The 23,707-nt window shown below is 60.0% G+C and carries 20 protein-coding genes and 2 pseudogenes; 1 reads left to right on the top strand and 21 read right to left on the bottom strand.

Annotated features, from left to right (window positions below; all coding sequences use genetic code 11):
* Positions 1 to 19: 19 nt before the first annotated feature.
* The 7 genes from AUC60_RS08405 to trhA form a co-directional block, all read right to left on the bottom strand.
* Positions 20 to 916, bottom strand: a complete 897-nt coding sequence (locus AUC60_RS08405) for an allantoinase PuuE (RefSeq protein ID WP_087265708.1) — start codon at positions 914 to 916, stop codon at positions 20 to 22.
* Positions 917 to 976: 60 nt separating this feature from the next.
* Positions 977 to 1,852, bottom strand: coding sequence for a MurR/RpiR family transcriptional regulator (locus AUC60_RS08400; protein ID WP_087265707.1), 876 nt, complete (start codon positions 1,850 to 1,852; stop codon positions 977 to 979).
* A 19-nt stretch (positions 1,853 to 1,871) separates the two neighbouring features.
* Positions 1,872 to 3,119, bottom strand: a complete 1,248-nt coding sequence (locus AUC60_RS08395; protein WP_087265705.1) for a cysteine desulfurase-like protein — start codon at positions 3,117 to 3,119, stop codon at positions 1,872 to 1,874.
* Positions 3,120 to 3,140: 21 nt separating this feature from the next.
* Entirely contained in the window at positions 3,141 to 3,875 is a 735-nt protein-coding gene (locus AUC60_RS08390; protein ID WP_087265703.1) for an amino acid ABC transporter ATP-binding protein, read from the bottom strand.
* Positions 3,872 to 4,549 carry an amino acid ABC transporter permease gene (locus AUC60_RS08385; RefSeq protein WP_087265701.1) on the bottom strand — a complete coding sequence of 226 codons (678 nt, stop codon included), beginning with the start codon at positions 4,547 to 4,549 and terminating at the stop codon, positions 3,872 to 3,874. The genes AUC60_RS08390 and AUC60_RS08385 overlap by 4 nt, the downstream gene beginning before the upstream one ends.
* A 62-nt stretch (positions 4,550 to 4,611) precedes the next feature.
* Positions 4,612 to 5,388 (bottom strand): transporter substrate-binding domain-containing protein, encoded by a 777-nt coding sequence (locus AUC60_RS08380; RefSeq protein ID WP_087265699.1) that lies wholly within the window; start codon positions 5,386 to 5,388, stop codon positions 4,612 to 4,614.
* A gap of 408 nt (positions 5,389 to 5,796) precedes the next feature.
* The gene (gene trhA, locus AUC60_RS08375) at positions 5,797 to 6,414 is read right to left on the bottom strand and encodes a PAQR family membrane homeostasis protein TrhA (protein ID WP_087265697.1); all 618 of its coding nucleotides are present in this window, start codon (positions 6,412 to 6,414) and stop codon (positions 5,797 to 5,799) included.
* A gap of 152 nt (positions 6,415 to 6,566) precedes the next feature.
* Here trhA and AUC60_RS08370 point away from each other — a divergent pair, with 152 nt between their 5' ends.
* Positions 6,567 to 7,487 carry a LysR family transcriptional regulator gene (locus tag AUC60_RS08370; protein WP_087265696.1) on the top strand — a complete coding sequence of 307 codons (921 nt, stop codon included), beginning with the start codon at positions 6,567 to 6,569 and terminating at the stop codon, positions 7,485 to 7,487.
* Between the two features lie 283 nt (positions 7,488 to 7,770).
* Here the strand turns inward: AUC60_RS08370 and madM are convergent, their stop codons facing one another.
* From madM to AUC60_RS28465, 14 genes and pseudogenes are all read right to left on the bottom strand, one after another.
* The gene (madM, locus tag AUC60_RS08365) at positions 7,771 to 8,535 is read right to left on the bottom strand and encodes a malonate transporter subunit MadM (protein WP_087265695.1); all 765 of its coding nucleotides are present in this window, start codon (positions 8,533 to 8,535) and stop codon (positions 7,771 to 7,773) included.
* 1 nt (position 8,536) lies between these two features.
* Positions 8,537 to 8,977 (bottom strand): malonate transporter subunit MadL, encoded by a 441-nt coding sequence (gene madL / locus AUC60_RS08360; RefSeq protein WP_087265693.1) that lies wholly within the window; start codon positions 8,975 to 8,977, stop codon positions 8,537 to 8,539.
* 72 nt (positions 8,978 to 9,049) lie between these two features.
* Positions 9,050 to 9,985: a malonate decarboxylase subunit epsilon gene (gene mdcH / locus AUC60_RS08355; RefSeq protein ID WP_087265691.1), complete on the bottom strand. Its 936-nt coding sequence runs from the start codon at positions 9,983 to 9,985 to the stop codon at positions 9,050 to 9,052.
* Positions 9,982 to 10,608 carry a malonate decarboxylase holo-ACP synthase gene (locus tag AUC60_RS08350; protein ID WP_087265689.1) on the bottom strand — a complete coding sequence of 209 codons (627 nt, stop codon included), beginning with the start codon at positions 10,606 to 10,608 and terminating at the stop codon, positions 9,982 to 9,984. The genes mdcH and AUC60_RS08350 overlap by 4 nt, the downstream gene beginning before the upstream one ends.
* Complete coding sequence (mdcE, locus tag AUC60_RS08345; protein ID WP_087265687.1) at positions 10,609 to 11,409, bottom strand: biotin-independent malonate decarboxylase subunit gamma; 801 nt, start codon at positions 11,407 to 11,409, stop codon at positions 10,609 to 10,611.
* A complete protein-coding gene (locus tag AUC60_RS08340; RefSeq protein WP_087265685.1) occupies positions 11,406 to 12,257 on the bottom strand; it encodes a biotin-independent malonate decarboxylase subunit beta in 852 nt (283 codons plus the stop codon). Before AUC60_RS08340 ends, mdcE begins: the two co-directional genes overlap by 4 nt.
* The gene (locus AUC60_RS08335) at positions 12,250 to 12,549 is read right to left on the bottom strand and encodes a malonate decarboxylase subunit delta (RefSeq protein WP_087265683.1); all 300 of its coding nucleotides are present in this window, start codon (positions 12,547 to 12,549) and stop codon (positions 12,250 to 12,252) included. The genes AUC60_RS08340 and AUC60_RS08335 overlap by 8 nt, the downstream gene beginning before the upstream one ends.
* A 2-nt stretch (positions 12,550 to 12,551) precedes the next feature.
* Positions 12,552 to 13,433 (bottom strand): triphosphoribosyl-dephospho-CoA synthase, encoded by an 882-nt coding sequence (locus AUC60_RS08330; protein WP_087265682.1) that lies wholly within the window; start codon positions 13,431 to 13,433, stop codon positions 12,552 to 12,554.
* A complete protein-coding gene (gene mdcA / locus AUC60_RS08325; RefSeq protein WP_087265681.1) occupies positions 13,433 to 15,109 on the bottom strand; it encodes a malonate decarboxylase subunit alpha in 1,677 nt (558 codons plus the stop codon). The genes AUC60_RS08330 and mdcA overlap by 1 nt, the downstream gene beginning before the upstream one ends.
* A gap of 314 nt (positions 15,110 to 15,423) precedes the next feature.
* Positions 15,424 to 15,591, bottom strand: coding sequence for a DUF6124 family protein (locus AUC60_RS28475; protein ID WP_087265679.1), 168 nt, complete (start codon positions 15,589 to 15,591; stop codon positions 15,424 to 15,426).
* 244 nt (positions 15,592 to 15,835) lie between these two features.
* Positions 15,836 to 16,975 carry a Fic family protein gene (locus tag AUC60_RS08315; RefSeq protein ID WP_087266028.1) on the bottom strand — a complete coding sequence of 380 codons (1,140 nt, stop codon included), beginning with the start codon at positions 16,973 to 16,975 and terminating at the stop codon, positions 15,836 to 15,838.
* A gap of 181 nt (positions 16,976 to 17,156) precedes the next feature.
* Positions 17,157 to 17,627 carry a chemotaxis protein CheW gene (locus tag AUC60_RS08310; RefSeq protein WP_087265677.1) on the bottom strand — a complete coding sequence of 157 codons (471 nt, stop codon included), beginning with the start codon at positions 17,625 to 17,627 and terminating at the stop codon, positions 17,157 to 17,159.
* Positions 17,620 to 20,382: pseudogene (locus AUC60_RS28470) on the bottom strand (hybrid sensor histidine kinase/response regulator); the annotation flags it as partial. The pseudogene AUC60_RS28470 and the gene AUC60_RS08310, both read right to left, overlap by 8 nt.
* Before the next feature lie 723 nt (positions 20,383 to 21,105).
* Positions 21,106 to 23,619 (bottom strand): annotated as a pseudogene (locus AUC60_RS28465) (Hpt domain-containing protein); the annotation flags it as partial.
* Between the last annotated feature and the right edge of the window lie 88 nt (positions 23,620 to 23,707).

Here is a 23,707-nt window from a genome sequence, read left to right as displayed (position 1 = left end):
GGTGCTCCTCAAGGTGGGTTTAGCTACGGCTCATCCAGGCCCTGGCAATCTGCTCGCGGGTCGCGAACCATACGCCTTCGTGGCCTTGGGCGTATTCGATGAAACGCTTGATCGCCCGCACGCGCCCCGGACGACCGACCATGCGCGGGTGCAAGCCCACCGACATCATGCGCAGGCCGTCGGCGGACTCCTCGTAGAGCACTTCGAAGCTTTCCTTCATGTACTCGAAAAAGTCCGACGCCTGAGACAAGCCGGGCGAGTTCCAGTAACGGAAGTCATTCACGTCACTGGTGTAAGGCACGACCAGATGCTGTTTGCCTTCAACGTCGACGTAGTACGGCACGTCGTCGTTATAAGCGTCGGAGTCATAGAGAAAACCGCCCTCTTCGGCCACCAGACGCCGGGTCCGCACGCTTGCGCCGTAACGGCAATACCAGCCAACGGGACGCTTGCCGCAGGTGCGCTCGAACGATTCCACGGCAAGACGAATGTGCTCACGCTCCTCCTCTTCGGTCAGGCGGAACACTTCTTCCCATCGATAGCCGTGGCTGCAGACTTCATGGCCCAACGCGACAGCTGCTTTCGCGACGTCGGGGTTCTGCTCAAACGCCACCGCGCAGGCGTGAAAAGTCGACGGCACGCCTGCCTTTTCGAGAATCTCCAGAATCCGCCAGATGCCGACCCGCGAGCCGTATTCATACATCGATTCCATCGCCAGGTTGCGCACGCCATCAGGGAATTGGTAGCTGCCCCACTCGGTCATGCTCTCCTGATCGGGATCGCCCATTGCCAGCGAGCGCTCGGAGCCTTCTTCATAATTGATGACCAGACTGATTGCCAATCGCGCACCATTAGGCCAGGTGCCTTGAGGACGGTTTTGGCCGTAGCCGACCAGATCGCGAAGGGGTAAAGCCATATGAGCAATCTCCTGCACAGGCGCAGATGGTTGGGTTCGAACAGACCGCAAAGCCCGAGCTCAGCAGTCGATGTTTTTCAAAGCATCATGATCAGGGCCGCTCATCGACTGACCGTCGCGAAAAGCCAGGCCCATCGCCAGGGTCTGGGCGACGCAAAACGCTGCCGTCAGTGAGCGAAAACCCAATAGCTCCGCATCGTTGACTTCAATGATCACCGCCGCGTGCTGGCCAATCGGGCTGAGCAGGCTGTCGGTAATTGCCACAATAGGTGTACCTGCCGCCACCGCCTGCTGGCAGGCTTCTATGGTTTCCGGGGCATAAGGCGGGAAGCTCACGGCAACCAGAATGTCATCGCTGTGCAGCGCACCGACTTGCTCGCGCAGCGAACCGCCGAGGCCACTGATATGGACGGCGCGGCGGCCGACCCGACTCAGCGCATAACTCAGGTAACTGGCCATCGGGAATGACCGGCGCATGCCCACCACGAACGTCGTACGTGCGCGTTGCAGCAAGGTAATGGCCTGCTCCAGCGCTTCGACCTGCTGACCTTCTGCCAGGTGTTCAAGAGACACGATGTTGGCCCGGCTGAACGCGGTCAGAATGGCGCCGACATCGGTCGGATCTTCCAGTAGTTCCTCGCCTTGATAGTGGCGGATCCGCTCGCTGAAACTTGATGTACCCGCCTGCTGCAACGGTGCCTTGAACAATCGCTGCAAGTCGCTGAAACCGTTGAACCCCAGCGCCTTGGCCAGACGAATGAAAGCCGATGAGGCAATCCCCGAACGCTCCGCCAGCGCAGCCACTGTGTTGAGCGCCACGTCATGGGGATGCTCGGTGAGGTAACACGCCGCATCACGCATGCGCGCGGTCAAGCGATCCTGCTGCTCGACGATAGCCGCACGTAGCTCGGCAAGGGTTTGAGGTACTGCTGACATGGAAGGTCGCTCGTAAAAATCAGGATGGACGCAAATCGTTGATCGCCTCGGCCAGATGCCTGACCAGACGCTGCATTTCGTCGACCGTGTTGTAGTGCGCAATCGAGACACGCACCACACCGCCGAACCGGGCCAGGCCCAAGTGTTCGATCAAGTGTCGCGCGTAGAAGTCACCGAAGCGAATCCCGATCCCGTGTTCATCGATACGCCGCACGATGGCTTCGGATTGCACACCCTCCACCACGAAGCTGATGGTCGGCACCCGATCACCCGCCGTCACTTGCGGCTTACCGATAATGCGTACGCCGGTTGTTTCACGCAGAAATGACAGCAAGGTTTCGGCGAGCAAATCTTCCTGTACTTCGAATGCATCGAATGCGGCTTGCATGATCTGGCGCGGGCTGCCGCTGGCGCCCAGACGCTGACCGATATCCAGCAGGTATTCGTTGATGCCCATGCAGCCGTAAGACAACTCGTAGTTGAGGTTGCCCGGTTGCAGCTTGTAAGGGATCACGTCCTGCCCGATGAAAAAGTGATTGAGGCTCGGTAGCTCCAGCAGCGCCTCACGATGCCCCCACAGGACAGCGAAGTGCGGGCCGAACACCTTGTAGAAACTGAACACGTAATAATCAGCGCCGCTGGCCTGCACATCTACCAGACGATGGGGCGCATACGCCACGGCATCGACGCACAATTTGCCGCCAACGGCATGCACACGACGAGCGACTTCGGCCACCGGGTTGACGCTGCCCAAGATGTTCGACGCGTGGGTCATGGCCACATAGCGGGTACGCGAGCCAAGCAGTGCATCCAGGTCATCGAGCTCCAGTTCCATCGTTTGCGGATCGACTGACCACACTCGCAACGTCGCGCCCCGCTCCTCGCACAGCCGCTGCCACGGGCCGATATTCGCTTCGTGATCGCTGTGGGTGACGATGATTTCGTCGCCACTGTTGATCGACGGCGCAACAGCGCGGCAAAGGATTTGCAGCAGATGCGTGGTCGAGCCGCCCATCACGCATTCTTCGGGGTGATACGCGTTGATCAGTTGCGCCACGGACTCCCGGGCTTGCAGCACCAACGCCCCTGCTGAAGCCGAACCTTTGTAGGACGCCCCCAATTGCACGCTGCTGTGGATCAGGTAATCGCGGACCCGGTCAGCCACCCGCCTGAGCACCGCCGAACCACCGGCGTTGTCCAGGTAGGCAAAACCATCGGCCAGCATGGGGAACTGGCGGCGAACATAATCGATATCGAGGGCGTTCAATTGGGCAGTCTCCAAAAGGAATCAGTGGTGCAGGATGGCCTGCAAAAAAGCTTGGGTTCGCGGCTCGCGAGGGGCCGTAAAAAAATCATGCGGATTGTTTTGTTCGATGATCCGGCCGCTTTCCATGAAGATCACCCGGTCTGCGACTTTGCGAGCGAAGCCCATTTCGTGGGTGACCACGACCATGGTCACGCCTGAGCGCGCCAGGTTTTGCATGACGTCGAGCACCTCACCCACCATTTCCGGGTCCAGCGCAGAAGTCGGCTCGTCGAACAGAATCACCCGAGGCTCCATGGCCATGGTTCGGGCAATGGCTACGCGCTGTTGCTGACCACCGGAAAGCTGGCTGGGGTATTTTTCGGCATGTGCGCTCATGCCGACCTTTTCCAGTAACACCCGCGCTCGGTCCTGCGCATCACGGCGTGACAAGCCGCGCACACGCACCGGCGCCAGCGCCACATTGGCCAGCACCGTCATGTGCGGGTAGAGATTGAAATTCTGGAAGACCATGCCGACTTCACAACGGATACCCGCCAGCTTCGGACCGGTCTCGACCCGCTGATCCGCGACCCGAATCTCGCCTTCCTGATATTGCTCCAGCAAGTTGATGCAGCGGATCAACGTCGACTTGCCTGAGCCTGACGGTCCGAGAATCACCACCACTTCGCCCTGCTCCACCGACAGGTTGATATCCGCCAGCGCCTGGAACCGGCCGTAGAACTTGGCGACGCCTTCGATCTCGATGACTGCGCTCATCCGTTCTTCCTCCCCGCACTGTTGCGCCGCTCGACCCAGCTAACCAGTTGCACCAAGGGCAGCAGTAACAACAGATACATGATCGCGGCTCCCACCAGCGGTGTCGGGTTGGCAGCAAGTGCCTGCGCCTGTGTTGCCTGCTTGAGCAGATCCGGCATGGCGACCACCGAAGCGAGCGCCGTGTCTTTCATGACGTTGATGCAGTTGCTGGTCATCGGTGGCAACACGATCCGCATCGCCTGCGGCAGGATCACGTCGCGCATGGTGTTGAAAAAGCTCATGCCCTGCGAGGCCGCCGCTTCAAATTGCCCACGGGGAATGGCTTCGATGCCTGAGCGAAAAATCTCAGCTGAGTAAGCGCACGACACCAGCGATAACGCTGCCACTGCTGCGGCGAACGAGGAAAGACGAATCCCCACAAACGGCAGCGCGTAGTAGATCAACACCAGGAACACCAACAACGGAATCGAGCGCATCACATCGATGTAGATCCGTGCCAGCAGCCGGATCGGTGCATAGCCATAGAGTCGAAGCATGGCCAGCATCAGGCCGCCGACCAGACCGAGAATGATGCTGACCACGCCAAGCAACACCGTCACCCCGAGGCCCCGCAGCATCTGCGGCAGTGCGTCGACAAACACACCCCAGTTGAAGAAAGTCTGGACCAGCTCCATCAGGACTCCTTGGTGACAGCGCCGGGCGCCGGGTTTAAAACGTCAGTAGCTTGTTGAAAGGCTTACTTGAGAACGTCGACAACCTTGACGGTGCTGGACTCTGGATCGGCGTCTGCGCCAAACCACTTCTTGTGCAAGTCAGCGATCACGCCTTCTTTTTTCATGGCGGTGATGATGTCGTTGACCTGAGTCGCCGACGCCCAGCCTTTAGCGTGCATCAACGAGTATTTCTCACCGGTGGGAATGCGGGCAACCACTCGGTATTGTGGCTTGTCCTTGATGTAATAGAGCACGGCCGGGATATCGCTGATGTAGCCGTCCATACGCCCGGAAGCCAGGTCGAGCATCGCTGGGGATAGCCCTTCGTAGCGGGACACATCACCAAACTTGTACTCGGCCTGATGTGCAGTGACCCACATATCGCCGGTCGAACCGGTGTCTACGCCGACCACTTTGCCCTGCATGCCTTTGAGGCCATCGATGCCCGATTTGGTCAGCACCGACAGTGACTGATCGCTGTCGTAATACGGCTGAGCGAAGCCCACCGATTCGAGACGTTTGGGGGTAATGGTGATCGACGAAATGGCAATGTCTGCGCGCTTGGACTGCACGGCGCTGAACAGGCCGTTGAAAGGAATATTCACAAACTCGACCGTCTTCCCGGCCCGCTTGGCGACTTCTTTGACCACATCGACTTCAAAGCCGACGATCTCGCCCTTAGCGTCCTGAAACTCCCACGGAACGTTGCCGACGTTCGCACCCACCGTCCAGTCCGCCGCCCAGGTAGAGGCCGAAAACGCAGTGGCCACCGCCATACTCAAGAGTACTTTCACGTTCATCAATTGCTCCCGAACTCAGTCGTTTCAAGAAGTCGCCAGCAGGCGGGTCGAGCAACAGACTAGGATCAAGAATCAAATAATTCAACATTTTTAAATAATGAATTAAATGCTTCAATGCAGTGCAAAAGCTTGCCGATTTGGTGCGCCCGCACAGGGCGGCGCGCTACGACGAGGGTTGGTGGGAAATCGGTTGGAAGCGTACAACGGTGTGCACTGATGCGGGGCGTCAGGTGAATCGATATTTCTGCGCTGTCTCGCGGCAAACCGCGCACCTGTAGGAGCGCACGAGCACCGCGAGGCCGCGATAACGGTATGTCCAGACAGGCCGCCATCGCTGCCTCGCGTTGCTCGTGAGCTCCTACAGAAAACATTCCAAAGCAGTTAGCTACAGCTTCGTGGATCGGCTACTCACAACACATAAAAACAAATCGCCACGAAGTGCAGCAGACTCCCGGCAATCACAAACAAATGCCAGATCCCGTGCCAGTGGCGAAAGCGGGTGTCGTAGGCGAAGAAGATGATGCCGATGGTGTACAGCGCACCGCCTGCTGCCAGCCATGTGAAGCCTACAGTTCCAAGCGCGGCGATCAGCGGTTTGACGGCGACCAGCACGATCCAGCCCATGACGGCATAGATCACAATGGACATGATCCGCGCTTCGGAGCGGGGTTTGATTTCCTGCAGGATGCCGATCACCGCCAGCCCCCAGACCACGCCGAATAACGTCCAGCCCCACGGGCCGCGCAAGGTCACCAGACAAAACGGCGTGTAGCTGCCTGCGATCAACAGGTAGATCGAAAAGTGATCAACCTTCTGCATGATCGTTTTCGCTCGCCCCCGCACGCTGTGGTAAACGGTCGATGCGCTGTACAGCGCCACCAGTGTCACGCCGTAGATCGCGACGCTGACGATCTTCCAGATATCGCCCTGCAAACTGGCAATGGCCAGCAACCAGACAGCACCTACCAAAGCCAACACCGCGCCGACCAGATGGGACCAGGCGTTGAATTTTTCTCCGTAATACATCCGCACACTACCTCGTTGATCTGAACCGCTGCGCAAGGCTCTAGGTTAGGGACGTAAAGCGCAAGCGATGCGTTAGCCAATCAGTTTTTTATTACAGCCAGTGGCTGTCGAAATGTGCACAATCGGGGCACTCAAACAAGAAGCCTCACGACATGCAAATCGACGATGAGTTGACCCTGAAAAAGCTGGAAATTTTCCTGGCCTTCATGCGCACCGGCAACCTGACGAAAGCGGCCGCTGATCTGAACACCAGCAACGTCAGTGTGCACCGCGCGATTCACTCACTGGAAAGCGCCCTGCGCTGCCCGCTGTTCAAGCATGAAGGCCGCAACCTGACGCCGCTGGAAAGCGCTTATGTGCTGGAGGAGCGAGCACAGAAGCTGATTCAGGACGTGCTCGCCACGGTTGAGCTGACACGTCAGGCCGCCGGGTTTTCCGCTGCACGCTTCAAGCTCGGCTCGCTGTATTCGCTGACAGTGAAGACCGTGCCGCAGTTGATCATGGGCCTGAAGATACGCCGCAGCGAGCTCAACATCGACTTGATCATGGGCTCAAACATCGATCTGTTCTACAAGCTCAAGAACATGGAAGTGGACGCGATTCTGGTGTCGCTGGACGAGAGCGTCAACGACCTGGACTGCGAACATCTGCCGCTGTTTTCCGACGACATCTTCCTCGCGGTCCCGGCCGATTCGCCGTTCTCACAACACAGCGAAGTGGACCTGAGCGACCTGCGTGAAGCGACGTTCATTACCCTGACCCAAGGCTTCGCCACCCATCGCGATGGCATCCGGGTTTTTCAGCAGGCAGGGTTTGAGCCGAAAGTGGCGATGCAAGTGAACGACATCTTCACCTTGCTGAGCATGGTCAGCTCAGGCGTGGGGTATGCGCTGTTGCCGGGGCGTATCGCAGCGGTTTACGAGAATCGGGTAAAGCTGATCCCGCTGCAAGAGCGCTACCGCATGCAACAGCACATCGGCATGGTGTTTCTAAAGTCGAAGGAGCGCGACCCGAATCTATTGGCATTGATTGCGGAGGGGCGGATGTATTCAAACAGGTTGTCCGCCGATTAAACCGAAGTGGAATGCGGTCTCCTGTGGGAAATTCATGCTCACCCAAAATCTGACGTGGGACCGGCTTTAGCCGGGAAATGGCATTTCGGACGATAAAAATGTTGTGACTGTACCGGCCTCTTCCCGGCTAAAGCCGGTCCCACGGCATGGCGCAAATCGTGGGATCACCTCATACCTGTGGGAGCCGAGCTTGCTCGCGATAAGACTGAACACGATTGACCAGACATCCACGGAGCCCTCTTCGCGAGCAAGCTCGGCTCCCACAAGACACTGATGACGTGGGTCAACCAACGATAGCGCGCACCACGAAGTACAACAACGACGGCCCCAGCAGGCAGCCCAGACCGGTGTGGAACGTAGCCGTCAATGCGCCGTAAGGCACCAGTCGCCGATCCGTTGCGGCAAGCCCCGCCGTCACGCCGCTGACGGTGCCAGCCAGACCTCCAAAAACCATCGCCGAGCGTGGATTGTCCAGACCCATCCAGCGTGCGGCCATGGGTGTGCCGACCATCACGATGATTGCCTTGATCAAGCCTGTTGCGATCGACAACGCCATCACATCCGACGTCGCACCCAACGCTGCACCCGTAACCGGGCCGACGATGTAGGTTACTGCGCCCGCGCCAATAGTGGTCATGCTCACTGCGTCGCGGTAGCCAAACACCCAGGCAATGCTCGCGCCGACAATGAACGGTAGGATCGTGCCGAGCAGCAAGGCAATCACACCGATCAAACCGGCTTTGCGTGCTTCAGTCGCCTGCACTTCAAACGCCGTGGCAACGATGGCGAAATCACGCAACATGGCGCCGCCCATCAAGCCAATGCCGGAAAACAACGTGACATCCGCCAGGCCTTTCTGCCCGCCGGTCATCGTGCCGCCGACCCAGGCGAGAATCAGGCCGATGACAATGGCGATGGCTGAACCATGTACCCGACCAAACGTCAGGCGCCTGGAGAGCACGACGGAAATCCACATCACCACGCCGACGAATGCGAACGCCGTGACCAGTCCGTTGCTGATCAAGCCTTTATCAATGATTTCCCACATATCAGCGGCTCCCTGCTGTTACTGGCGATGAGGTTGGCGTCGGCGTGATGCCCGGAATGATCACCGGCTCTTCCGGAGGCAGCGGCTCTCCCTTGTTGATGCGGCTGATCAAGGCAATGGTGCAACCGCACAAGACCACCGAGCCCACGGCTGCAAGTACGGCGACAGGGCCGCCTTTGAGGGCCGTGACAACGTTTTGCTGAGCCGCCATCGCGACGACTACCGGGATGTACATCGCCCCCCAGAAGCCGACACCCATCTCGCATTCCTTGCTCATGCCGCCACGCTTCTCCATCCACAAGCGGGCGCAGATCAGCAGGATCATCGCGATCCCGACGCCGCCCACGTTGGATTTGACGCCCAGCATTACGCCCAGCAAGTCACCGAGAATCACCCCTGCAAGCATGCAGATAGCCAGCAGTGCTACACCGTAGATAATCATTATTGTTATTCCTCAGTTTGCCTTACGAAGTTGTTGTTCTTGTTCTTCGAAACGGTCCTGCGTCCTTGCGATCTATGGGTTGCGGCTGCCCTCCTCGCGTGACAACGCGACCAGACTGTCCAGGCGAGCGCCTTGAAAAGCGACTGCCGTTCCTTGTTCAAATACCTTGCGCGCCAGCCCGGTCAACACGGTGCCCGGCGGGAACTCGATGTGCAGGCGAGCGCCACGCTCATAAGCGGTTTGCACCGTGCTGCGCCAATCAATGACGCGGCACATGTTGAAGGCCAGATCGTCGCGCAGCTTGTCCGCAGTCAGCATCGGCCGTGCCGTGCTGCCGCTCAGATAGCGCACGGCGGGAGCTTTAATCGTCACAGTGGCGAAAACCTCGGCCAGGGCCTGCGCCGGTTGTTCAAGCAGCGCGCAGTGGGACGGTACGCTCACCGCGAGACGCTTGACCGTTGCCGCGCCACTGGCTTTCGCCAGGCGCGCCACTTCAGCCATCGCCTCGGCGCTTCCGGCGATCACAAACTGGTTTTCGGCGTTGATATTGGCGAGGTACACAGGCAATGCGTGCCCGTGAACCTCAGCGACCAACGCTTCGACGGCGGCTTGATCCAGCCCGATAATTGCCGTCATGCCATAGCCCTCGGGATAAGCGCTTTGCATCAATTCGCCGCGCAACGCCACCAGACGCACGGCGTCAGCAAATGCCAACGAACCCGCAATGACCGCCGCCGGATAGGCGCCGATGGACAGTCCGGCAACGGTGTCAGGCGCGCAGCCTTGTGCTTGTAATACCCGAGCACTGGCGACACCGGCGATCAACAAACACAGTTGAACGGCGCGGGTAGATCGCAATGCGTCGGCTGAATCCAGCAGTAATACATCCTCCGCCAATGCATCGCTGGCTTCGCTCAGGCAATCACGTATCAGTTGCTCATCGGGCAACTGATTCAACATGCCCGGCTGCTGCGCGCCCTGGCCGGGGAACACCCAGAAGCTGCTCATGCGCAGGCCTCGGTCGGCTGCCACGGTTGAGTGACCAGCCAGGCGCCGAGTTCGCTCTTGAGCAACACCTGACGCGAAGCCCCTGCCCACTCGCGCAATGCCAGCGCGCCAAAGGGCGTCTGCAATTGCACGTCGATGCGGCACACGGAACGGTCCAGAACCTGTACCAGTTCGGCCGCCCAATCGCGGCTGACAAACCGTGGCGTACGCACAATCAAATCCAGGTCGCTGTTCTGATGCAGTGCCGCCACGCCGCTGGCCAATTCGAAACCAGCGCTACCGCTCACGCCCCAAGGCAGCCCCAGCAGATCCATCAACGGCCGAATCTGATCCAGCGCTTGCAGTGCAGGCCAATCGTGCTGCCCACGAACATGGATCAACTGCTCAGGACGAACACAACGCTCGATAGCATCTCGCGGCATCAGTGCTGCAAACCGCTGCTCACGACGCTCGCCACGAATGCCCACCGCAACGAGCGCTCGCGGCGCCAATGAACGACGCACCACCACCGGATGCTCAAGGCGTACGGCCTCAAGCACCCAGTCCGGCGCATCGGCAGGCAAGGCAGATACCGGCATACCCCACAACAAATCGTGGGGCAGCACCGTCAGGTCAGCGTTCATTTACCACTGCGCCCGCAGCAGTTCGCGAACTTTCGACGAGGCTTGACGATTGCTCGCGCCCAGTCGGCTGCTCAGGTCATTCCCAGTGGCCTTTACGTCTTTGATCGCACTGTTCAGCACGTCCTGAACGTGGCTGATATCTGTGGCGGAGGGCTGTTCGATCTGGCTCACCGACAAGGTCTCCCAGAGCAAGCCAAGGCTGGCGTAGCTCTCGATGTCGTACGCCATGGGCGGGATGCTGGCGGCGAGTTTTTCCAGTTCGTCGACGCTGCGCAATGTGACCCGCGCTGCCGACTCTTTGCCCATGGCATGCACCATGACGCCCGGATCACGCAGGGCAATCAGTCGATTGGCTTGATAACCGTGAGCCAGAAACGCCCCGGACATGGCCTTGCCCACCAGCAAACCAATCACTGCATGACCGGCCAATCGCGCGCGGGCATAACTGTCCACAGCGCCCGCCAACGCTTGATGAATACCGAGCGCCTCTTCGCGTCGTCCATACGCCTGGCTTGGCACATCGACGATGGCGATCAACGCCCGCTTGTGTTCGTTATCGCGATCCAGCTCGATGGCGGAATCCACCGCCTTGGCCAGGCCCCACCCTTCCAGCAAGCCAACTTCGCCGCTACGGGCACGCGGGAAACGGTTGTCAGCATCGGCAACCACCGCCAGAAAGCGCACCGGCTGATCGCCCAACACACCGTCGGCGGCTTTGACTGAATGCGGCAAACCGACCACTTCAGCAGCGTTGGCGCTGAGCGCCTTGAACCAGTTCAAACCTCGTTGGGAAGCGCTCATGACTTTTCTCCTAAATACAGATCGCGAACTGCCTGTGGTTCGATTTGGGAAGTCGTATCGAGGCGCGCCAGACGATGCAGAAAGGTGTCGTACTGGCTGCTGCGCTCCTGAGCCGGAACACCGAGGCTGATCCAGCCAGTCACTTGTTCACGGATCGCCTGCACATCGTCAGCGGCAAAACCGTCCACCAGGTGGCTGGCGTAACGCTGCTCACCTCCGGTCAGGCTCCAGATGAAAGGCCGATCGCGGGAGTCGTATTCTTCGATGCCCGCTTCCTGTTCGATCACTTGCGGGCCATTCAGGCCAAGCCGCGCTTCCTGAGTCACCAGCAGGTAACTGCACAGGCCCGCCGCAATGGACATGCCGCCGAAGCATCCAACGCTGCCTGCCACCACGCCAATCACCGGCTGGTACTGGCGCAGGTCGACAATCGCGGCGTGAATCTCGGCAATCGCTGCCAGGCCAAGGTTGGCTTCCTGCAAGCGAACGCCCCCGGTTTCCAGCAGCAAAATCGCGGCAGTCGGGATGCCGTTGCGGTTGTCTTCAGCGGCCAGCTCCAGAGCACCGGCCATTTTTGCGCCGCCCACTTCGCCCATGCTGCCGCCCTGAAACGCACCTTCGATGGCGGCGATAACCACTGGCAAACCACCGACCGTTCCCTTGGCGACAATCACCCCGTCATCCGCCTGAGCAACGATGCCTTGCTTGATCAGCCAGGGCGACATGACACGATCAAAAGGCCCGATCAACTCACGAAAACTGCCTTCGTCAAGCAAGGCCTTGGCCCGTTGCCGGGCGCCCAATTCGACGAAGCTGTGTTGCTGGAGCAAGCGTGCGGTATCAGTCATGGCCGATCTCCTCGAAGCCTTGTTCCAGACGTAAACGGACCACGCCTGGTGTGGCGCCGAAATCGTGAATGTCGATGGCCAGCGCAGGCGGCGTTTGACCGTCAAACATGCGCTCGAACAAATGCTGCCAGCGGGCAGACGCACCGTTCACCGACGTCACCACGTTGATCGATAACTTGCCGGGCACACCGGGTTCGAGCAGCACTTCCAGATCACCGGAGCCGACACAACCCACCAGCGCACGGCCTAGCGGCGGCTGCCCGGCGGGGAATTCAAAAGACAGGGTTTCCATGGTCAAACACTCCTCGATTCAGAGCCGAGCACAGGCTCAAGGCTATCGATGAACAGGCATGCGGCGAGCAAGTCGGCAGCGCCACCGGGGGATGCGTTGAGCTTCAGCAACTGCTGATCCAGCGCGTGCAAACAGCGACGACCGGCCAGGCTCGCGCTGCCGCCTGCATCCAGCACCTGTTGTGCGCCTTGCTGCATGGCGTGCAAGCCTTCAAGGCCGGAGCGATACAAGACGCAGGTGTCCGCCAGCGTGGTCATGATCGCCAGCAAGGCATCAAGCCGAGCGTTCTGCTCGCCGCTGCCGGACGCCCGACTGCGTTGCAGTTGCGGCAGGCCTTTTTGCATGACGGCTGGAAAGCCCAATTGCGCCTGCTCTTTCGCGCCCATGGCACCGTAACGCTGGGCCACTTGTGCGCCGTGGCTAAGTTGCGCGACCACGTTGCGGTCCTCAATCAAGGCCAGCTTTGCAGCACGCAAGCTCAACTGCGCTGCACTGCAGTTATCCGGTTCAAGCGCGGCAGCGGTAACCAGCAGGCCTAACGCCCAGATCGCGCCACGGTGAGTGTTTACGCCGTTGGTGGTGCGCAGCATCGCTGCTTCACCTTCGCGGCCAATACGGCCCAAAGCCTCGCGCAACGGCTGGCCGATTTCACCGAACTGTTCGGCGGCTTCAGCCATGTCTTTGAACATCGGCCACAGCGACAGCGCCGACGCATGCATCAGGCCCAGATGCAGATCGCTGTGGGCGCCACTGCCACGCCGATCCACCAGCGCCGGCTTGGGAGAAAGATCAGCCTCGTCAATCAACGCGTCGACGGCAAGGTCAGCCAGCTGTTCGGCGAACAACGGGCTGTCAGATTTGGCTTTGTGTGCGAGTGCGCTCATCACCAGCTCCTGAATTTGGCAGGCGGGTTATACAAACCGCCCGACCACTGAACCAGATCACCGATGCTCTTGGCGGCGAGCAGTTCGCGGCTGGCATCGGTGCGACGGATACCCAGATCTTCAGGCAGCGCAATCAAGCCTTCACGGCGCATGCGGGCGGTGTCTTTGGGGTTGTGGCGCATGCCGATCACGGTCACGCCGGCCACCGCCGCAATCATCGCCTGACGCTCTTCCAGGCTGCGCGCCTTGTACAGATAGGCGATGCCTTCTTCGGTGAGCAAATGGGTGACGTCATCGCCGTAGATCATGATCGGCGCGAGGGGCATGCCGCTTTTCTTCGCCACTTCGACTGCATCGAGGGTTTCCACGAAGGTCGGTTTGCCGCCTTCCTGGAAGGTCTCAACCATCTGCACCACGAGCTTTTTACCGCGTTCAAGATAAGCGTCCGGACCGTCGCCGCTCTGTTGACGCATGTCCAGCCACGCGGGGGTGGGATGGCGACGACCGTGAGGGTCGTGACCCATGTTCGGCGCACCACCAAAACCGGCGAGTCGGCCACGGGTCACGGTTGAAGAGTGACCGTCGCCGTCCACCTGCAAGGTCGCGCCGATGAACAGATCCACGGCGTACTGCCCGGCCAGTTGGCAGACCATGCGGTTGGAACGCAGCGAGCCGTCGCGACCGGTAAAGAACACATCCGGCCGGGCGGCGATGTAGTTTTCCATGCCCAGTTCAGTGCCGAAGCAATGCACGCTTTCCACCCAGCCGCTTTCAATGGCGGGGATCAGCGTCGGGTGCGGGTTGAGCGTCCAGTTGCGGCAGATCTTGCCCTTCAGGCCAAGTGATTCGCCGTAGGTCGGCAGGATCAGTTCGATGGCAGCGGTGTTGAAACCGATGCCATGGTTGAGCGACTGCACGTTATGTTTTTCGTAGATGCCACGGATCGCCATCATCGCCATCAACACGTGCACCGGTTTGATGTGGCGCGGGTCGCGGGTGAACAGCGGCTCGATGTAAAACGGCTTGTCGGCCACCACCACGAAGTCGACCCACGACGCAGGGATATCAACGCGAGGCAGATCGCTGACGTCGTCCACCAACTGGTTGACCTGAACGATGACAATGCCGTCGCTGAACGCGGCAGGTTCGATCAAGGCGGGAGTGTCTTCGGTGCTTGGCCCGGTGTAGATGTTGCCCGCCCGGTCAGCCATGAAACCGGCAGAGAGCACGACATTGGGAATCAGATCGACCACGAGCCGCGAGTACAGCTCGATGTAGGTGTGAATCGCGCCGATTTCCAGCAGGCCGTCTTCCAGCAACTGGCTGATGCGCAGGCTTTGCGTACCGGCAAAAGAGAAATCGAGCTTGCGGGCGATGCCGCGTTCGAACAGATCGAGGTGCTCCGAGCGTCCAACGCTGGGCATGATCATGTGCAGGTCGTGCAGCTTGGCCGGGTCGACTTTGGCCAGGGCACGGGAAAGAAAATCCGCCTGCTTCTGGTTGTTGCCCTCCAGCACCACACGGTCACCGGACACCATCAAAGCTTCCAGCGCCGCGACGATGTTGTCGGTCGGCAACACCACACCATCGGCAAGATGCCGCACCTGCTCGAGCCGCCGCTGTTTCTCGGTGCGACGACGCGACCAGCGCGCGTCGGGGGTCGTTATTGTTCTCATGTCCACTCCACGATTTCGCTGTCGTGGGCCACCTTAGGAGCTAAGGGTGCTGGGCATCAATCAAGTAGAGCGCGGGATCGTTACGGTTGGAGTAACGATGAAATGCTCATCAAGTCTATAGGGGTCAGTTCACTGACGTGGGACCGGTTTTAGCCGGGAAGAGGTCTGCACAGCCACTACATCGTCATCGTTAGAAATACCGCCTTCCCGGCTAAAGCCGGTCCCACGTCGGCACCGCGGTGTTTCAGGCAGATCGCATCATCGTTCATCGCGGGCAAGCACCGCTCCCACAGGAGGCAGCAGCTTCGCAGTAACTACCGAAGCGACCGCTCAACCATCGCTTTGGCCATTTCAACCAGATGCACAACAGAAAACGCCAGGTCGCGTTTTGAACCCGTCAGGCTGTCGCCGCATTCGTACGCGGTGGCCATGGCGCAGCGCAGTAACTCTGAGGCGTGAGTGAGGGCTTGTTCTTGAGTCAGGGCGTGATTGGGAAAGGGCGATGTCTGGCTGTAGAGCGGGGAAGTTGTGGCTCAATATCTCGGCGGGTAACAAACATCTAACTCATCGCACTGGTGGCGTGCACGCAAGATGTAAACGCGAACTTTGTAGGAGCGCACGAGCAACGCGAGGCCGCGATGGCGGTGTGTCAGGCAGAACGCTATCGCTGCCTCGCGTTGCTCGTGAGCTCCTACAGGTCAGGTGTTTACCAAGCGACAACGACGCTCAATCCAGCACCAACCGATACCGCGTACTCCGCCCTCCTCCCGGCAGTTTCAGCAAACAGCCTTTTTCCAGAAGGTCAGCAAGGTGCCGGGTGGCTGTGGCTTTACTGACCTTGGCGACGGCCTGATATTGCGCGGCGCTGATGCCGCCTTCGAAACCCGGTTTGTCGGCCAGCAAACTTCCGTCCAGCAAACGATTGAGCACTTTGATTTGCTCTGGCGATAAACCGTCCTCCCGGTGCAACTGCCAGAAGCGGGCCTTGGCCAATACGCGGTCGATGCGTTTGATCGCTTGCTCAAGGGTATGCAGCAGGGTTTGCAGAAACCACTCAAGCCACGGCGTGATGTCCAGACCGTCTTTCTGGCTACGCTCCAGGATCTCGTAATAGCCTCGTCGATCCGCAAGAATGCTCGCGGACATGGCATAAAAGCGGATCGCCTGGTTCTCGGCCTGCGCCAAAGCAAGGTCGGTGATTGCTCGCGTCAGACGGCCGTTGCCGTCATCGAAGGGATGCAGCGTCACGAACCAGAAGTGCGCAACGCCTGCACGCAGCAATGGGTCAAGGCTGGCATCATCCCGGCTGGTGGCGAACCAATCGAGGAAGGCATCGAATTGCTCTTCCAGACCCGCGCGCGCCGGGGCTTCAAAATGCACGGTTGGCCGGTCCACACGCCCCGACACCACCTGCATCAGCTCGTCACCCCGCAACGCACCGACCCGAATGTCATGCGACAGCAGAGACTCCTGAGCCGGAAACAGCAGCGTATGCCAGTGCAGTATCCGCTCAAGCGTGAGCGTCGCAGTGTGTTGCTGGGTGGCATCAAGCATCAGCTCGGCCAGCCCTTCGCTGCGCGGGCTGACCCGCTGATCAGCCTCAAGGCCCAGACGTTTGGCCAGTGAGGAACGTACCGAGCCGACATTCAGTTGCTCCCCTTCAATGGCCGAAGAGGTGATGATGTTTTGCAGCAGCGCATCAAGCTCCGTCTGTGCGTTCGCATCGACACCGGCCGCACCCAACATGCCCAGTAATTGGCCCTGCGCCTGGGAGCAGCAGCGCAACAGTGAAGCAAGCCGCTCTGTCTGCCAGCGAAAATGCGGCCAGTCAGGATGCTGCCAGATCCAGTTCAAGGGTTCGTTCATGATGACGGCCGTTATGCACATGAGCCGAATAATAGCCCTATTCGGCTCATTAGGTGAGCCGAATAGCCGATTTAATCGGCTCACCTTCCTGACGGGATACGATTTTTTTGTAGCAACGCGAGGTCGCGATGGCGGTGTGTCAGGCAGAACGCTATCGCTGCCCCGCGGCGCTCGTGAGCTCCTACAGCGCAGGTTGTGTCAGGCCAGCATCCACCAACCACTGCTCCAACCCCACCAGATCGGGGATTTTCGCGACGGTCTCGCCGATTTGTACGGCCGCGAGTTCAAGCGCATCGAGGGGGACGTCAACATAGCTGAGCTGGTTGTCGACCTTGCAGGAACGGGGAATGCCTTGAGTCAGCAGGGCGATGAATTTCAGTTCATCACGGCCGCCCAGGGCATTGAGCACGACGATACGTGCACGGCCGCCAACAAGGGTCCGGCCGCCGCATGCGGCTTCGAAACTGAGCAGGGGCAAAGTGCGCTGGCGCCAGCTGATCGGACCCAGATACCAATCAGGCGCATCACTGTCGGCGCTACAATCCTGATAGTCGATCAGCTCTGCCACGGCAACGTTGGGCAGCAGAAGGTTGCGGTCGCTCAGGGGCAGGATCAAACCGGTCAGTTGCGTGACACTGGCAGCGTTAGGCATTGACCTGACTCCAATAAGCGATGCTTTCGAGCAGCGTCGATTCCTGATACGGCTTGCTCAGGTATTCATTAACGCCCAGCCCCATGGCCCGATCGCGATGCTTCTGGCCGGAGCGGGAGGTGATCATGATGATCGGCAATTCCTTGAGCTGCTCGTCGGCACGAACGTGGCCGAGGACTTCAAAGCCGTCCATGCGCGGCATTTCGATATCCAGCAACATGACGTCCGGTACGCGCTCCTTGAGCAGCAGCATGGCGTCGACCCCGTCTTTGGCCGTCAGTACGTTCATGCCGTGACGTTCCAGCAGGCGACTGGTGACCTTGCGCACCGTGACCGAGTCGTCGACCACCAATACCAGCAGCGGTCGACCCTGCTCCGCGTCGCGCCACACCGGTAGGCTGCGCCCCGCTGCTTGCTCGGCCTGCAAGCGGCCATGCAGCCGACGAATGTGCGCCAGCAAATCGAGAATCAGCACCACGCGGCCATCGCCCAGAATGGTCGCGCCGGAAATACCCTGCACCCGGGCAAACTGCGGCCCGAGACTTTTGACGACGATTTCCCGCGAACCCGCCAACGCATCAACCTGTACCGCTACCCACTGATCCTGAACATGCACCAGCAATACCGGCAACGGTTGGGTCTGACCTATCAGCGAAGGCGGCTGGCTGTTGTTGAGCAGCTCGCCCAGGTAGCGCAGTTCGTAGACCCGCTCGCCGTATTGATAACGTGGAGGCGTCGACAAGTAGCATTTTTCCAGCTCGCCCGGCATGACTCGCACAATGCCTTCAACGGTGTTGAGCGGTACGGCGTACTGCTCTTCGCCGCACTGCACCATCAGTGCCCGGTTGACCGACACGGAGAACGGCAGCCGAATACGGAACAGCGCGCCCTGCCCTGACTCCGACTCGATGACCATGGTGCCGCCCAGCAGCTTGACCTCAGCGTGCACTACGTCCATGCCGACGCCACGTCCGGAAATCTGGGTGACGGTTTCGGCCGTGGAGAATCCCGGCTCCAGAATGAACTGCAGTGTTTCGTGATAACCCGGCTGCGCATGAGCCGGGATCATGCCGCGCTTGATCGCTTTTTTGCGCACCGCCTCCAGGTCAACGCCCTTACCGTCGTCACTCATCTCGAAGACGATATCGCCGCCTTCGTGCTTGAGGTCCAGCACAATGGTGCCGAATTCGGGCTTACCCTGGGCCAGCCGCTCCTCGGTACTTTCAAGGCCATGATCGATGGCGTTGCGCAGCATGTGCTCCAGCGGCGCGACCATACGCTCAAGCACAGTGCGGTCCATTTCGCCTTCAGCATTGCCGACTTCGAAATGGACTTTTTTGTGCAGCTCGGCGGACACCTGACGCACGATGCGTTTGAGGCGCGGCACCATGCGTTCGAAAGGCACCATGCGCGTGCGCATCAGGCCTTCCTGCAGTTCGGTGTTGACCCGCGCCTGTTGCAGCAGCAGGGTTTGCGCGTCATTGGCGCGTGCGTCGAGGGTTTCCTTGAGGTCCATCAAGTCAGACGCGGACTCGAACAGGGCGCGGGACAGTTGTTGCAGCTGAGAGTGGCGATCCATTTCCAGCGGGTCGAAATCTTCGTAGCCCAAACGCTCGGCCTGCACCTGCTCGCGGCTGAGGATGCTGCCTTGCGTTTCCATGTCCAGGCGCCGCAACTGATCGCGCATCCGCTCAATCGTAGTGGCCATTTCTGCGAGGGTGCCTTCGGCGTCGATGACCTGCTGTTCGATGCGCCCGCGAAAAATCGATGTCTCGCCAGCCAGATTGACCAGCGTTTCCAGTTCTTGCGCCGGCACCTTGACCATCTCGCTGGCCGCGCGCTCGCCATCGGCATCAGCGGCAGGGCCAGGCTCGGGCATCAGTATGGGCGCTAACGGTTCGAGCATGACCGGCGAGACCGGCAAAGCAGTTGAGAGGTCACCCGAGGCTTGCTTGCGAATGCTCTCGATCAGCAGCGCAGCACCCGGCAACGGCTTGTCGGAGCGCACCGCGTCGAGCATGTCGCCGAGCAAGTCGTGGCCACTTTGCAGCAGGCTCACAGTGATCGGGTCAGGCTTCAGTGTCCCGGCCGACAGACCTTCATACAGCGCCTCCAGCTCGTGAGCCAGGTCGCCGATGGGTGCAATTTCTGCCATGCGCGCGCCACCTTTGAGGGTGTGCAGATCGCGCAGCAGGTTTTCCACTTCCAGCAAATTCTCGGGGTCGGCCTGCCACCGTGTCAGCGCCGCGCCGGAGCTTTCGATGAGGTCGAAGCCTTCTTCGAGAAAGATCTCGATTAACTCGTTGTCGCGCTCCGGTGGCGCATCGGCCTGGATTTTGGATTGTGTCGGTTTGGCTTCCGGCTCACCCGTCAATACCGGCGTGGTGCCCATGCGCAACGCCTGAATGGCATCAATCAGCGCCGTCGGATCGCTCAACGCCTGGTGTTTTTGCAGCTGTTCAAGCATCAACGCCAACTGATCGTGGCTCTGAATCAGTAAATCGGCCAATGCCGGAGAATGACTGTAGCGACGGTCGATGAGGCCTTCGTACAGGCTTTCCAGCTCATGCCCCAAATCGCCGACGGGACCGATTTCCGCCATGCGCGCGCCACCTTTGAGGGTGTGCAGATCACGCTGCAAAGCCGACAGCGGCAGCGGGTTTTCCGGGTCATCGAGCCAGCGTTGCAGAGCCTGCCCGGCGCTGTCGAGGATATCGAAGGCTTCCTCAAGAAAGATCTCGACGATCTCGTCGTCCAAAGTCAGCGGGTCGTCGTGAATAGGCGCATGACTGGCCAGTTTTTCAGTGGCCGCGTTCAGCTCAGTGATACTCAGCGTCTGGCTGCCGTCGCTTTTGATCAGGCCAGTGGCAGAGGGGTCCAGCGCTTGATCAAGCAGGTCTCGCAACGCCTGAATACGTGCCGGACAGGCTTCGACTTCTTGCCCGGCGGCCAGTTGATCGAGCTGACAGATCAACGCTTCGTGAGCCTGCTCGGCCTCATCGAAAAAGCGTTCGCTGACCGCCAGGCTGCTTTCTTCCACTGCGCCATAGAGGTCAAGCAGGGCTTCGCAGAGTTCGTCTACTTGCGGCAGATCGGCGAGGTGCGCGCCGTGGCCCAGCGTGGTCAGTTCATCCAGCAGCGCAGAGAGTTCTTGCCGCTCGCCAGGATGTTCACGCCAACGCTGCAAGAGGTTTTCCGCGTCCAGCAGGATGTCCATGCCTTCGGCGAGAAAGCGCTCGATCAGTTGTGGATTACGTTTGACCCGCAGGCCATTGTTGGACGCACTCAATACCGCCGCGAGCCGTTCCTGAAGTAAATTCTGGGCGGTTTCGATCAGCGCGGCCGCACCGGGAATCGGCCCCAGCGGATCGCTCGACAATTGCGCCAACCCGGCGAGAAAAAGCGGCTCGGCGCTGCGCAGCAATTCCAGCTCGGCCTGCCCCAGCGCCAGCATGTGCGCCTTGTACTCACGCACCAATTGATCCAGCGGGCTGGTCAGCTCGGCGATTGGCAGCACACCCGCCATGGAGGCGCTGCCTTTGAGGGTGTGCAGCGCACGCAGCAAATCGTCGCTGATGGCGGGCTCGGGATCGTTGGCGCTACCTTCCAGAAAACGCTTGAGGCTGTCCAGATGACTCAAGGCTTCCTGACGGAAAATTTCCAGCAGTTGCGGGTCGAGTTCGTCGTTTTCGTCATCGGCTGCGACGTCGAAGGTCAGCAGTCCCTGCCCTCTGGCCAAGGCATGCGCACGGGCAGCGAGGCGGTCGACATCATCACGCTGACGCTGAGCGCCCTGAGCAAAATCCTTGAGGACTGACGGCAGCAGCGCCAGCACTTCGTTGAGCAGTTGCTGAACATGCTCATCGGGTTTGACGCTGTTTTCCAGTATGCGGTTGAGCAGGTTTTCCACCGCCCACGCCAGCTCGCCAAGGATCAGCGCACGCACCATCCGCCCACTGCCTTTGAGGGTGTGAAACGCACGACGCACTTCGGTCAGCGCGGTGGTGTTGCTGCGCGCATCGTTGAGAGAGCCAATCCATTGCGGCAGGTATTCGCGCAAGGCTGCAAGAACTTCCTCGGCTTCCTCGAGAAAGACTTCCAGTAACTCGTCGTCCACCGCTTCTTCATCGGCAGGCGGCGGCAACAGGCTGTCGGGGGTATCAAGCGCGGGCGGGTTTACGCCAGACATCGGACTGGCCAGCACATCGGCAATGGTTTGCGTCGGGCTGACCAAGGCATTGCGGGCTTCAAGCTCGAGAATCTCGTCCTGGCTGATGACCTCTTCCAGCACCGGCACATCAAGGGTATCCGACGCTGGCGTGTAGCCCAGTCGCGCGAGACTTTCCTGTGCCATGTCGAGCACCTGTTCGCCCGGCGCCTCATGGTCTTCGCCCATGCGCTCCAGGTAATACTCGATGCCGGTAATCGTGTCTGCGAGGCTGTCGAGCTGGGTCCAGGCCGGGCGGGTTTCGTCGATCAGCAGGTGTTCAAGAATGTAGTCATTGCAGGCCGCCAGCAAACTCGCTGCGCGAGCCAGAGGAATCATCGCCAGCGCACCGCGCACTTGCACCAGCAGCGCCGATAAAGGCTCAAGGCGCTGGCGATCCCATTCACCGTCGATGTAATCGATGATCACATCCTTGGCTTGCTGCAACACGACCCGCGCTTCACGGATCACCAGTTGATGAATCTGCGTCAGGTCGGTGGTGGGCAGGCGGCTCTCTTCGCGATTGGCGGCTTGCTCAACCGGGCCAACCATTCCGGCCAGTGTTGCCTCGACATAGAGCAGCGCCCCGGCCACATCCATCAGTGCTGCGTCGCTCGGTTCGCGCTGGCCCTGCGCCAACCCCTGCACCACGGCCAGTTGATCGATGATGACTTTACGTGGCTGACCGAAACCCAAGACCGCCAGGGTATCGGCGATCTGCCGCAGCGGGGGTAACAAACTGTTTAGCTCGCTGACCGACTTTCGATCACCGCGCACGAACACATCGAGGCGTTCTTTGACCCGCACCAGCTCTTCACACAAGGCGCTGATCACCGAGCGCATCGCGTCGCGGTCGGGCCCCAGGCTAGTTCGCTGCTGGCTGGGCGGCGTGGTGTCGGGCAGCGCTTCGTCCAGACCGTATTGGTCCTTCAGGTCCACCATTCGCGGAGCCTGGCTGTCGGACTTGGCAATGTAGAACAACAGGCTTTTGAGCAGCTCGTCCGGCGCAGGCTGATTGATGCCGACGATGCCTTGCTCCAACAAACGTTTGAGTTCTTTGTCGGCATCCTTGAACAGGCTGCGCAATGCCGGGCTGTTGGTGAAATTGCCATTGAGCATGGTTTCCACCAGCGCCGAGGCAATCTGCCAAAGCGGCCCCAGTGGCGCGTTATCGCACAGCTGTTCGAGGCGCGCGAAGACCTTGCCCATGTAACCAAGCTGAGTCTGCACGTCCTGTTCACGTAACAGGCCGACCAGTGCGGTTTGCAGAGTCTGACGTAATTTGCGCAACAGCGCGGCCAGCTCCGGGCTGTCCCGTTGCGCGAGAGTTTGCGCATCCAGCGGCGCAACACTGACCAGTTGCGGCGCGAACAGGCTGGTTTCCGAGAGCAGGCTTTCACCCCGGGCGCTGCGCAAGTCGTTGAGCAACGGCAAGACCACCAGCGGCAAATCGCGCCGGGCAGAATGAATGCGGTCCAGATAGGCAGGCAGTTGCGTCAGGGCCTGGGTCAGCAATTGCTGCGCCTCGGCACGTTCCGCCACGCGATCCTGCTGCAAGGCAAGCGCCAGTTGCTCGACTTCTTCGGCCAGCAACGCTGCGCCGTAGAACTCGATCATTTGCAGGCTACCGTGCACCTGATGCACGCAATCCAGACACTCGTCCATCGCGGCCGTATGACCGGGATCGGCAATGTATGTATCGAGGGCGTGGCGGGCCTGCTTGAGGGTCTCGGCGATTTCGCCTTTGACCCACTCCAGCGCCACATAGTCGTGCCGATCAGCCATGACGACTCCAATACCCAACGCGAGTGCTTATGCCTAAGTTGCCCCCAACCCTGTAGGAGCTCACCGAGGTTACGAGGCCAGCGATAGC

Origin of the sequence: Pseudomonas caspiana (genome assembly GCF_002158995.1) — a bacterium.
Classification (GTDB): Bacteria; Pseudomonadota; Gammaproteobacteria; order Pseudomonadales; family Pseudomonadaceae; genus Aquipseudomonas; species Aquipseudomonas caspiana.
The sequence above is the reverse complement of the archived record's forward strand: the minus strand, read 5'-3'. Positions and strand labels throughout refer to the sequence as shown.

What these genes read in the sequence shown, in the direction of transcription:
- AUC60_RS08405 (WP_087265708.1), bottom strand. Translation starts at nt 916, where the DNA reads ATGGCTTTACCCCTTCGCGATCTGGTCGGCTACGGCCAAAACCGTCCT.
- AUC60_RS08400 (WP_087265707.1), bottom strand. Translation starts at nt 1,852, where the DNA reads ATGTCAGCAGTACCTCAAACCCTTGCCGAGCTACGTGCGGCTATCGTC.
- AUC60_RS08390 (WP_087265703.1), bottom strand. Translation starts at nt 3,875, where the DNA reads ATGAGCGCAGTCATCGAGATCGAAGGCGTCGCCAAGTTCTACGGCCGG.
- AUC60_RS08385 (WP_087265701.1), bottom strand. Translation starts at nt 4,549, where the DNA reads ATGGAGCTGGTCCAGACTTTCTTCAACTGGGGTGTGTTTGTCGACGCA.
- AUC60_RS08380 (WP_087265699.1), bottom strand. Translation starts at nt 5,388, where the DNA reads ATGAACGTGAAAGTACTCTTGAGTATGGCGGTGGCCACTGCGTTTTCG.
- trhA (WP_087265697.1), bottom strand. Translation starts at nt 6,414, where the DNA reads ATGTATTACGGAGAAAAATTCAACGCCTGGTCCCATCTGGTCGGCGCG.
- AUC60_RS08370 (WP_087265696.1), top strand. Translation starts at nt 6,567, where the DNA reads ATGCAAATCGACGATGAGTTGACCCTGAAAAAGCTGGAAATTTTCCTG.
- madM (WP_087265695.1), bottom strand. Translation starts at nt 8,535, where the DNA reads ATGTGGGAAATCATTGATAAAGGCTTGATCAGCAACGGACTGGTCACG.
- madL (WP_087265693.1), bottom strand. Translation starts at nt 8,977, where the DNA reads ATGATTATCTACGGTGTAGCACTGCTGGCTATCTGCATGCTTGCAGGG.
- mdcH (WP_087265691.1), bottom strand. Translation starts at nt 9,985, where the DNA reads ATGAGCAGCTTCTGGGTGTTCCCCGGCCAGGGCGCGCAGCAGCCGGGC.
- AUC60_RS08350 (WP_087265689.1), bottom strand. Translation starts at nt 10,608, where the DNA reads ATGAACGCTGACCTGACGGTGCTGCCCCACGATTTGTTGTGGGGTATG.
- mdcE (WP_087265687.1), bottom strand. Translation starts at nt 11,409, where the DNA reads ATGAGCGCTTCCCAACGAGGTTTGAACTGGTTCAAGGCGCTCAGCGCC.
- AUC60_RS08340 (WP_087265685.1), bottom strand. Translation starts at nt 12,257, where the DNA reads ATGACTGATACCGCACGCTTGCTCCAGCAACACAGCTTCGTCGAATTG.
- AUC60_RS08335 (WP_087265683.1), bottom strand. Translation starts at nt 12,549, where the DNA reads ATGGAAACCCTGTCTTTTGAATTCCCCGCCGGGCAGCCGCCGCTAGGC.
- AUC60_RS08330 (WP_087265682.1), bottom strand. Translation starts at nt 13,433, where the DNA reads ATGAGCGCACTCGCACACAAAGCCAAATCTGACAGCCCGTTGTTCGCC.
- mdcA (WP_087265681.1), bottom strand. Translation starts at nt 15,109, where the DNA reads ATGAGAACAATAACGACCCCCGACGCGCGCTGGTCGCGTCGTCGCACC.
- AUC60_RS08315 (WP_087266028.1), bottom strand. Translation starts at nt 16,975, where the DNA reads ATGAACGAACCCTTGAACTGGATCTGGCAGCATCCTGACTGGCCGCAT.
- AUC60_RS08310 (WP_087265677.1), bottom strand. Translation starts at nt 17,627, where the DNA reads ATGCCTAACGCTGCCAGTGTCACGCAACTGACCGGTTTGATCCTGCCC.